At 41.4% G+C, this 8,829-nt stretch carries 6 protein-coding genes and 1 pseudogene; 4 read left to right on the top strand and 3 right to left on the bottom strand.

Translation table 11 applies throughout. The annotated features are described in order from the left end of the window. Positions 1–321 precede the first annotated feature (321 nt). The 3 genes from HMPREF9075_RS03035 to HMPREF9075_RS03025 all read left to right on the top strand — a co-directional run bounded on the left by HMPREF9075_RS03035 (position 322) and on the right by HMPREF9075_RS03025 (position 5,960). Positions 322–3,459: a SusC/RagA family TonB-linked outer membrane protein gene (locus tag HMPREF9075_RS03035; RefSeq protein ID WP_009415018.1), complete on the top strand. Its 3,138-nt coding sequence runs from the start codon at positions 322–324 to the stop codon at positions 3,457–3,459. A 21-nt stretch (positions 3,460–3,480) separates the two neighbouring features. After that, positions 3,481–5,046, top strand: coding sequence for a RagB/SusD family nutrient uptake outer membrane protein (locus HMPREF9075_RS03030; protein WP_009415017.1), 1,566 nt, complete (start codon positions 3,481–3,483; stop codon positions 5,044–5,046). Positions 5,047–5,144: 98 nt separating this feature from the next. Continuing rightward, on the top strand, positions 5,145–5,960 hold the full coding sequence (locus HMPREF9075_RS03025) for a 2,3,4,5-tetrahydropyridine-2,6-dicarboxylate N-succinyltransferase (protein WP_009415016.1): 816 nt from the start codon (positions 5,145–5,147) through the stop codon (positions 5,958–5,960). 60 nt (positions 5,961–6,020) lie between these two features. Here HMPREF9075_RS03025 and holA read toward each other — a convergent pair whose 3' ends face one another. Continuing rightward, a complete protein-coding gene (gene holA / locus HMPREF9075_RS03020; protein WP_009415015.1) occupies positions 6,021–7,031 on the bottom strand; it encodes a DNA polymerase III subunit delta in 1,011 nt (336 codons plus the stop codon). A gap of 37 nt (positions 7,032–7,068) precedes the next feature. Here holA and HMPREF9075_RS03015 point away from each other — a divergent pair, with 37 nt between their 5' ends. Further along, the gene (locus tag HMPREF9075_RS03015; RefSeq protein WP_009415014.1) at positions 7,069–7,512 is read left to right on the top strand and encodes a type I restriction enzyme HsdR N-terminal domain-containing protein; all 444 of its coding nucleotides are present in this window, start codon (positions 7,069–7,071) and stop codon (positions 7,510–7,512) included. Between the two features lie 278 nt (positions 7,513–7,790). On the opposite strand, the pseudogene HMPREF9075_RS13110 reads toward HMPREF9075_RS03015, so the two are convergent. Both HMPREF9075_RS13110 and HMPREF9075_RS03010 read right to left on the bottom strand, forming a co-directional pair. Continuing rightward, a pseudogene (locus tag HMPREF9075_RS13110) lies at positions 7,791–7,928 on the bottom strand (deoxyhypusine synthase); the annotation flags it as partial. Positions 7,929–7,944: 16 nt separating this feature from the next. After that, positions 7,945–8,448 (bottom strand): hypothetical protein, encoded by a 504-nt coding sequence (locus HMPREF9075_RS03010; RefSeq protein ID WP_009391051.1) that lies wholly within the window; start codon positions 8,446–8,448, stop codon positions 7,945–7,947. Positions 8,449–8,829 lie beyond the last annotated feature (381 nt).

The following is an 8,829-nucleotide window of genomic DNA, read 5'->3' as shown; positions in this document are numbered from 1 at the left end:
CTTGTTTTAAGCTAAAACAAAACTTTTTGGACACTCTCTCACAAAACGATTTTTTGTGCGCCCCCCCTAATTCAAAATTCAAAATTCAAAATTCATAATTTCCTAAAAATTCGTTTTAACAAATAAAAACCATAAAACAACAATTAATTTTACTGATACCGTAATTATAAGAAACTATATTGATAATATTTTAATAAAATCTCAATTTTAAAGATTTTTTTCATTTGTAAACTAAAAATACGATAAAAAAAAGTTGTTAAATTATTTGGAAGTTTAGAAAAATCATTATATTTTTGTCCCGAGTTATTAAAATAATTAGCTATGATAAACACTAAAAAAATCTGCTTTGCACTATTTTTACTATATATAGTGCCTTTCGCATTGCGAGCGCAAGAACGCGAAATCACGGGTACAGTACGTGATGCCAACGGATTAGAAATGCTTGGTGTAGCCGTAACTGTAAAAGGAGAACAAAAGGGTACTCAAACCGACTTTGACGGAAAATACCACATCAAAACCGAAAAAGGTAAAACCCTTGAATTTAGCTTCCTCGGTATGAAAACCAAAACCTTTGTGGTAGGAGGCAGCAATCGTATCGATGTGGTACTCGAAGAAGAAACTCACGATTTAGAAGAAGTAGTAGTTACAGGCGTGGGTGTAGCTACCGACAAACGAAAAGTAGCTATCTCGGTAGATGCCGTCTCAGAGCAATCGCTCAAAAAAATACCTGTTAAAAGCATAGACGATGCTTTAGGCGGAAAAATAGCTGGAGCTCAAATACAATCTATGTCAGGACAACCAGGGCAGCAAGCTAATATCATCTTGCGAGGTATCAACTCTTTAGGTAGCACACAACCAATGATAATGGTAGATGGTGTGCAGGTAAACGCTACCAATGCCAGCGTAGGATTTGATAGTAGCAACGTTTCCTCTCGCCTTTCCGATTTAGACCTCTCCAATGTAGAACGCGTAGAGGTTATACAAGGTGCTGCCGCAGCCACTATCTATGGGGCTCAGGGTGCCAATGGCGTTATACAAATATTCACCAAGCGAGGCAAAAAAGGACAGCGCACCGAGTTTTCTTATAACTCATCGCTCAGCCTTGATAATGCCCTTAGTGGAAACCTAACCTATGCAAAATACCACTACTACAAAACCGATACCGAAGGCTATATAGTAGATGGCAACAACCGCCGCATAAAAGTAGACCCCTCTACTGGATATTGGACACTCCCCGATGAAACTGTAGATGGCAATACCATACTAAACAAACCTTACAAAGAAAAAACTTACGACCATCCCAAACAGTTTTACAAAACTGCCTACACCTATCAGCAATCACTCAATATTACAGGGGCTACAGGCAATGTAGATTACGCTTTGGGTGCTACCTTGTTCAACCAGAGCAGTACCACCTTTGGGCGCTATCTAAAGAAGAATTTCAACGCCAACTTTGGAGTAGAACTCTTCAAGAATTTCACCCTGCGTTCAGGTACCCAGCTCATTACCAGCAACAACACCGCCAGTGATATAAACGGGCGCGATACTACCTATGGCTCGTCCAATGTATACAGAGCTTTCCCCTTTGTCGATATCAATTACATCACCACAGCAGGCACTCCCTTTGTCAATTTTCACCCAGGCGAAAACTCAGTAATGCCCGCCTATATGTATCACTTCCGCACAAGCAATTCCGATGTAAATCGTGTAATACAAACTATTAGTGCCAATTACAAGCTATCACAGCATATAGATTTAGATTACAAGTATGGCTTAGACCATACCCGCTATGAAAACCGAGACTTCGTCAAAAACCAAACCAAAACCACTACCCCCAGCAAAGGTATAACCCCTTATGTAGGGCAACTTAGTGTATCACAAACACGCACTACCTTCCAAAACTCTTTGCTTAACTTATTTGCACGTTTTGATTTTGAAAAAGATTTTAAGTGGAACTTCCCGCTGCAATCCACCACACAGCTGTCGTATGATTGGCGCAAAACTACTGATTATTTGCACCAAAGCGTAGGTACAGGCTATGGGCAAGAACCTCCTTTCACCATTAGTAATGCCAACTCTGCTACCTCCGAAGATTATACCCAAGAGTTCGTTACCTTTGGCTGGCTGGTAAACCAAAAGTTTGATTATAGTAACCTATTCGGTTTCTCAGTAGGGGTACGTTCAGATTACTCATCAGCCTTTGGTAAAGGAGGAAAACCATTTACTTTCCCTCGTGGCGATGCCTATTTGCGCCTTTCCGAATTTATAAAAAACGACCATATTTACGACCTCAAATTGCGCGCTGCTTATGGCGAAGCTGGTATTCAGCCCAATGCTTACGACCGCTTGCTAAGCCTCTCTAATGCCAAATTTGGCACACGTGGATATTACTACTTGCCTACTACCGCGCGCAATCCCGAATTAGGCGTAGAAAAAACACGAGAATTTGAGGTAGGGGTAGATTATACCTTCCGCTTGGGCGAACGTTGGTTCCATCGTATAGGAGGTACAGCTGCCTATTGGGCTCGCAAGTCGCAAGGCTCTATTTACGACATCAGCACTCCCCCTTCTTTAGGAGCTAACAAAATTAAAGACAACGCTATTAGCCTCTCCAGCAATGGGCTGCAACTATCGTTAGACCTCAACGTATTTAGCAATGACCAAATAGATTGGAACTTCGCTACCCGTTTCAGCAAAGGAAAAACTATGGTAGATGAAATCTCAAACCACAAAACCATAGTAGTAGGAGCAGCAGGCTCTGGGCAAACCTCTATCAAAGAAGGAGAACCCGTAGGCGCATTCTATGGCTTCAAACCGCTTACCTCGCTCACTCAAACCAATTCTAAAGGAGTGCGATATATTGCTGATGCCGACCTCAATAAATACGAAATCGTCAATGGTTACGTAGTCAATAAAACCGATAAAACCGTAATGTTCACTACCGAACAAGAACGCATCGGCGATGCTACCCCAGATTTTACAATGTCGTTTTTCAACGATATTACCCTTTATAAAAAACTAACACTATCGGTACAGGTAGATTGGACACAAGGCGGAAATATATACAACGCCAGCAAACAGTGGATATATAACGACAAAATACACGCCGATTTTGAAAAACCTGTTACCATAGGCGGGCAAACAGCTCCCTTTGTAGCGTATCACCATAGTTTTTACCAAACAGCTCGCAGCAATGCCTACTTTGTAGAAGATGGTACTTATGTGCGATTGCGCAACGTTTCGCTAAGCTATGATATGGGTAAAATATTAGAACATACTTTTATAAAAGGGCTCACCATTACCGCTTCGGCTCGCAACTTGCTTACTTTTACTAACTATTCAGGTGTCGACCCCGAAGCTGTGGGTACCAATGTAAATAACCCGCTCTATCGCGGTATCGACCTTTGGACATTCCCCAATACTCGTAGCTATACTATGGCGCTCGCTATCAGATTCTAACCCCATTAAAATAATACAACAATGAAAAGATTATATATACTCACAGTATTGTCTCTATGGCTCACCAGCTGTAGCAAAGACAGCTTAAACCTTGAAAATCCCAACGAAAAAGGCTTAGAAACTCTTAAAACCGAAGAAGGTATCGAAAAATTTACCATAGGCACTTACGAGCCCTTGCGTTATCGCTACAGGGTGAGCAACTACACTTGGGCTGCCCTCACGCTGCACAACCTTATGGGCGATGCTACTTCGGCTTTTGCAGGCAATTTAGGTTTCAGAGCAGGAAATACTCCCTACACTATCACACGCCCCAATGGAACAGTGGTACCCTCTACATTGGGAGCTTCTCAAGCTACTATTTTTGAAATTGACAATACCCGCGATAAAGGTGAAGATAATGGTATGCACAACGAGTGGAGCGCTCTTTATGGGCTTATTGGGCATTGCAATGTAGCGCTACAGCTGCTCAATAACAACGAAGTAGCTTTTCAAGGTGCTGATGCCAATACCAAGCTGAAAACCTACAAAGCGTGGTACTTGTGGTGGAAGGGCTTCGCTTATTCGCGATTAGGTTCTCTCTATAGCAAAGCCGTGATTACAAACCAATACAACCAACTCAGCAATAACTATCAGCCTCGTGAAAACGTCATTGCCGAAGCTACTCGCCTTTTTACCGAAGCTCAAAACATTCTTGGCACCATTAGCGAAAGTGATGCTACTTATATAGAACTCTTCAAACTCTTTGTCCCTTCGCATTTTCAAGTAGGCAAAGGGGGCGTACTAAGTCCGCAAACGTTTATTAGGCAAATCAATACCTATAAGGCACGTAATATCTTGGTAAATAAATACGCTACCGACCTTACTGCTGCCGACCTTGCCGAAATAGAACAATTGTGCAACAATGGTATTCAGGCAAACGATATTATCTTTACAATGCGTGCCCACCCCGATGCTTCACTGTGCTTTGTTGCTACCGACTATTGGTCGCCTTCTATGATGACTACCACTTGGGAATACCCCTCAGAACGCTGGGTTCAGGACTTTAAGGCTGGCGACAACCGCTTTACGCGCAATCTCCACCGCCGCTCCGAACCTTATTTCAACCCTCGTGGGCGCGGACTATCATTAGGCACTCGTTATGAATTTGTAGATGGTGCCGATTATGCGAGCTCTACCCCTGGGCAAGCCGAAATGCCTTTTGCTTGTACCTATGAAGAAAACCAATTGATGCTTGCCGAAGTGAAAATACGACAAGGCAATACCGATGCTGGTTTGGCTCATATAGATGCCGTACGCAATTACCAAAATGCACAATTGGCTGCGGTAGCTGGCACAGGACTATCTCAAGCGCAAGCATTAGAAGAGTTACGCCGTGAGCGCCGCATAGGGCTCTTCCTTAAAGGTACTCCTTTTTACGATGCGCGCCGCTGGGGGCTGCTAAAGCCTTTGGCACAAGGCGGAGGCAGGCATAATGCCATTGTATTAGTAGAGGCTGATGGTACCGTAGAACCCTGCACTATCGATTATCAGTACAAAGAATGGTTTGATGTACCCGCTTCTGAAACCGACTTCAACCCTCTGCGCTAAGTTGAACCCTCTCGTACAACCAACCCCTCTAAAATTAATCATTAATTATTGGCTATTAATCATTATTTTGTACCTTTGTGCTTTCAATTTTAAAATAAATGGAACATCTAAGAAAAATAATAGAAAGAGCGTGGGACGATCGGTCGCTTTTGCGTGAGGAAGAAGTGCAACTTGCTATACGCGAGGTAATTCACCTTTTAGATTTAGGTCAGGTGAGGGTGGCAACACCTACTAATAAGGGCTGGCAGGTCAACGAATGGGTAAAGAAAGCTGTTGTGCTTTACTTCCCCATACAAAGTATGAAAATAGCCGAGGTGGGTATCTTTGAATATCACGACAAAATACCTTTGAAACACGATTACGATGAAAAAGGCGTACGTGTAGTGCCTCCTGCTGTGGCAAGGCGTGGTGCTTATATCGCTAAAGGCGTAATCCTGATGCCAAGCTATGTGAATATAGGAGCTTATGTAGATGAAGGCACAATGGTAGATACGTGGGCTACCGTAGGTAGCTGTGCCCAGATAGGCAAACACGTGCATTTGAGTGGTGGTGTAGGTATTGGAGGCGTGTTAGAACCCTTGCAAGCCGCCCCAGTAATTATTGAAGACGGAGCTTTTATTGGCTCTCGTTGCATAGTGGTAGAAGGAGTGCGTGTAGGCAAAGAAGCAGTATTAGGAGCTAATGTAGTGCTAACGGCTTCTACCAAAATTATTGATGTTACAGGCACTGAGCCTAAAGAGATAAAGGGCTATGTACCAGAACGCTCGGTAGTAATCCCCGGCAGTTATACCAAAGAGTTTCCCGCAGGAGCATACCAAGTGCCTTGTGCGCTTATCATTGGGCAACGAAAGGAGTCAACCGATAAGAAAACATCGCTCAATGAAGCACTCCGCGAGTACAACGTATCGGTGTAAATTGTGATTTTTGAATTATGAATAGAGGCTGTCCAGAAAGTTAAGGACAGCCTCTTTTTTTTATCTAAGAATAAGTGTTACCAAGTCTTTCAGCAGGTCGGCTTGGGAGGCATTAGCAGTGCCCACCCCTTTGCTTTTCACATCAATAGTGCGCAAGCCGTTGATGATAGCACTTACTTTTTTCATTGGGTAGAGCTGCGCCGCAGTGCGGTATTCTTTTATAAAAAAAGCGTTTTCTTTTAGAGCAGTAGCGGCAGCCTTATCGCTTTGGTCGGTAAGACCGTGAAAAGCCAATAGTTTTTGGAAGAAAGTATATAGTACCGATAAGGTTACCACAATAGGGTTATCAGTAGGATTATCGCCAAAGTGCTTGATGATGCGCATCACCTTGATTTCATCTTTGGTAGCAAAAGCACTTTTTAGTTCGTAATTGTTAAAATCTTTGCTGATACCTATATTTTGCTCAATCACTTCAGGAGTAATTTCGCTATTTTTAGCAATGATGAGTGCCAGCTTGTCTATTTCGTTTTGTATGCGGCTCAGGTCATTACCCAAAAAGTCTACCAGCATTTGTATAGCTTTAGGTTGTATCAGCAAGTGTTTTTTCTTCACTACATCAGGAAGCCAAGAAGCTATTTGGTATTCTTTTAGCTTGTCGCTCACCAGCACACAAGCCTTGTGTTTTTCCAATGTTTTGGTTAGTTTTTTGCGAGCGTCCAATTTTTCGTATTTATAACAGAAAACCAATACCGTAGAAGGAGTAGGGTTTTCTACATAAGGTACCAATTGGTCTATAGTAGCCTTTAGTTTTTGAGCTTCTTTTATGATAATTACTTGTCGTTCAGCTATCATTGGGAAACGGCGAGCATAGTCTATAATAGCAGGCACAGTTACATCTTGCCCGTATAGCACCAGCTGGTCAAAACCTTTTTGGTCTTCTTGCAGTAAGTTATTTTCTATATAATCGCTTACGATGTCTATAAAATAAGGTTCTTCCCCCATAAGGAAGTAGATAGGGGCTATTTCACCTTTCTTGATGGCAGCTATAATTTTTTTAACTTCTTCTTTCATAGTGCAAAAATAATAAAAAAATACTATTTTTGCACCTATGAACGCATTAAATTTTAAAACCTACGATTTCCGTTTCAGAAAGCAAGCAGGCAAAATAGAGATTTACGATATTATCAGGCGTAAATATGTAGTGTTGCAACCCGAAGAATGGGTACGGCAGCACGTGGTGCGCTTTCTTATCAACGAGAAAGGATATCCACAAGCACTTATCAATGTAGAAAAAGAACTCCTGCTCAACGGACTTACCAAGCGTTATGATGTAGTAGTATTTGCCACCGATGGCAGTATAGAAGTGGTGGTAGAGTGCAAAGCAGCTACGGTAGCCATCACTCAAGAAGTATTCGACCAAATCGCACGTTACAATCTCAGTCTTAGGGCACGTTATTTGATGGTTACCAATGGGTTAAATCACTACTATTGCCAAACCGACTATCAGGCGCAATGCTATGTATTTTTACCCGATTTACCTTCTTATCATTAAAGCCCCCACTGGCGCAAGCTTGCAGCTCGTACCCAATTCACAATTCTCTCCCCGTCCTACCTGTTCCACTTGTCGCACAAGTCCCATAATCGCCCGTGTGGCTCACACCCCATAGCTCCACCAATTCAAAATTCAGAATTCAAAATTCAGAATTCCTGCAGCTGGTGCCCAATTCACAATTCCCAATTCATAATTCCTCCTGCTGGTGCGAGCTTGTAGCTCGTACCTAGTATTCTTAGAGCTTCCAGCTCTGTTATATTCTTAAGCACAAGCTAGAAGCTTGCGCTAGCGGTAATTAACATTTTTCCGACATCTTTTAGGTGCGCTACATAGCCTTTAGAAGCTTCCACCAAAGATGCTGCATTGAAATGCAGATAATATTTTTCGATAAATTCGGTAATTGGTTTGTTTGCCATTTTTCTCTACTTTTAATTATATTTTATATTCTTTTTTAAAATCTTTAAATTCAATCCATAGCCCGACAGCAAGAAACAACGCCAGCACGCCCCAGAATATAGCGAAATAGAGGTCAGTATTACTTGTTTCCTTCTCTTTTTCGTATTTCAATGATGATGCTGGATTTATATCATGGACAGATGGATTGTCTTTTAGATAATATACTTCCACCACAGGGCTTTCTGGCAATTTTGAAGTTGATTGTTCGCCTTCATATTCTACACCATTTACTTCATATTTATATTTAATACTGTATGTTTTTATGGGTACTTTGGCAATTTTCACTGTATGCTCTGTATAGACACTATCATAAACAGCAGTAGTTTTAGTGTTTTCTTTTATCAAAGCCTCATATTCCGCAACTTTTTCCTTATTTGAGCCTTCTATATAGTCTCCAGCACAAGTTTTACATGCTAAACTGGCAAGTATAGCCATCAATAAACCTTTCCAATTCTTGAAAATAAAGTTGATTATCATCATAAGCTTAAAAATTTTAATTAGGGCAAAAATAAGAATAATTATTTACAAATTCTGTTTTTACTCTATCTATGTTATAAAATCCTTATGCTGGTGCGAGCTTCCAGCTTTTTTATTTTTTAGTACAAGCAGCGGTGCGCGGAACTGTTCTTCTTTAACAACACATTTGAAATATTAGGGGCTTCTTTACGTTATTTAGAGCGCTTTATAGGCTTAAAAAACTCTTTTCTCTATGTTAGGTAAAGGAAAATAAGGTTTTAGTCATTTTGTATTTTACTAATAGTTAAGTTGTTGTGCTTTTAACAACACATCTGATACATTACCAACAACTAGAATATTACCTATATAATTCCCCTGCTGGCGCAAGCTTGCAGCTTGTGCCCA

The sequence above is a fragment of the Capnocytophaga sp. oral taxon 332 str. F0381 genome (genome assembly GCF_000318275.2).
In the GTDB taxonomy this organism is placed as follows: domain Bacteria; phylum Bacteroidota; class Bacteroidia; order Flavobacteriales; family Flavobacteriaceae; genus Capnocytophaga; species Capnocytophaga bilenii.
Note: the sequence above shows the minus strand (reverse complement) of the source record. Positions and strands in the feature narration are given on the sequence as shown.

Bases quoted from the DNA above. Each gene is read 5' to 3' on its own strand.
- HMPREF9075_RS03035 (WP_009415018.1), top strand. From the start codon at position 322: ATGATAAACACTAAAAAAATCTGCTTTGCACTATTTTTACTATATATA.
- HMPREF9075_RS03030 (WP_009415017.1), top strand. From the start codon at position 3,481: ATGAAAAGATTATATATACTCACAGTATTGTCTCTATGGCTCACCAGC.
- HMPREF9075_RS03025 (WP_009415016.1), top strand. From the start codon at position 5,145: ATGGAACATCTAAGAAAAATAATAGAAAGAGCGTGGGACGATCGGTCG.
- holA (WP_009415015.1), bottom strand. From the start codon at position 7,031: ATGAAAGAAGAAGTTAAAAAAATTATAGCTGCCATCAAGAAAGGTGAA.
- HMPREF9075_RS03015 (WP_009415014.1), top strand. From the start codon at position 7,069: ATGAACGCATTAAATTTTAAAACCTACGATTTCCGTTTCAGAAAGCAA.
- HMPREF9075_RS03010 (WP_009391051.1), bottom strand. From the start codon at position 8,448: ATGATGATAATCAACTTTATTTTCAAGAATTGGAAAGGTTTATTGATG.